Source organism: Roseovarius maritimus (assembly GCF_043355895.2).
In the GTDB taxonomy this organism is placed as follows: Bacteria; Pseudomonadota; Alphaproteobacteria; order Rhodobacterales; family Rhodobacteraceae; genus Roseovarius; species Roseovarius maritimus.
Genome location: NZ_JBHFPF020000038.1, coordinates 1 through 647, shown reverse-complemented (window position 1 = coordinate 647; position 647 = coordinate 1). Strand labels below are relative to the sequence as shown.

Annotated in this window: 1 protein-coding gene; it reads right to left on the bottom strand. The window is 64.3% G+C overall.

Annotation, left to right across the window (positions count from 1 at the left end):
- Positions 1 to 90 precede the first annotated feature (90 nt).
- The gene (locus ACEWPM_RS19785; RefSeq protein ID WP_393964170.1) at positions 91 to 405 is read right to left on the bottom strand and encodes an I78 family peptidase inhibitor; all 315 of its coding nucleotides are present in this window, start codon (positions 403 to 405) and stop codon (positions 91 to 93) included.
- Between the last annotated feature and the right edge of the window lie 242 nt (positions 406 to 647).

Genomic DNA, 647 nt, shown 5'->3' with positions numbered 1-647 from the left:
GGCACCGACCACACTCGGCGCTAAAATCAAAGCCGCCCCTCGGTCGACCAGGATTGGATCGGAACAACCTGTTGAGGCCCCACAGCCAGGTCAGCCGCACCAGATGCGCGTGATACGGCCCCGGCTGTCGATATCGACGTTCAAACGCTCTAGGTTGTAATCCAGTGTCATCGCCGTATCCGGCCCGACGATTCGCACCGGGCGCCCGGCTGCGCTGAAATCATAAGCCTTGTGGTCCCTGCCGATCCGGTCCGAATAGGCCGCTGCGCCGCAGCTATCCGATGCGGCGGGGGTGAACACCGGCTGCGCGCCCCGCTGCCCTCCGCCAGGGGCGCCGCCGCCGCAGGCGGAGAGCGCCAGCGCGGCAGGCAGGATGAAGGCGGTCGTGATGAGACGGGGGGACATGGCACACTCCTTGGATTGCACGGTCAGCGTCGCCCAGCCGCGCCCAGGTTTCAAGACCCGCGATGCAGCGGCGGAGTTTGCGGCATTGAAACGCCCGGCCATTTCCCCCAAACTCCCGCCAAATACGGAATGACACAGCAAGGATATTCTTTCATGCGCACCACAGCCGCCGTGGCCCTTGAGGCCGGAAAACCCATGGAAATCATGGAAGTGAACCTCGATGGCCCGAAGAAGGGCGAGGT

Bases quoted from the DNA above. Each gene is read 5' to 3' on its own strand.
- ACEWPM_RS19785 (WP_393964170.1), bottom strand. From the start codon at position 405: ATGTCCCCCCGTCTCATCACGACCGCCTTCATCCTGCCTGCCGCGCTG.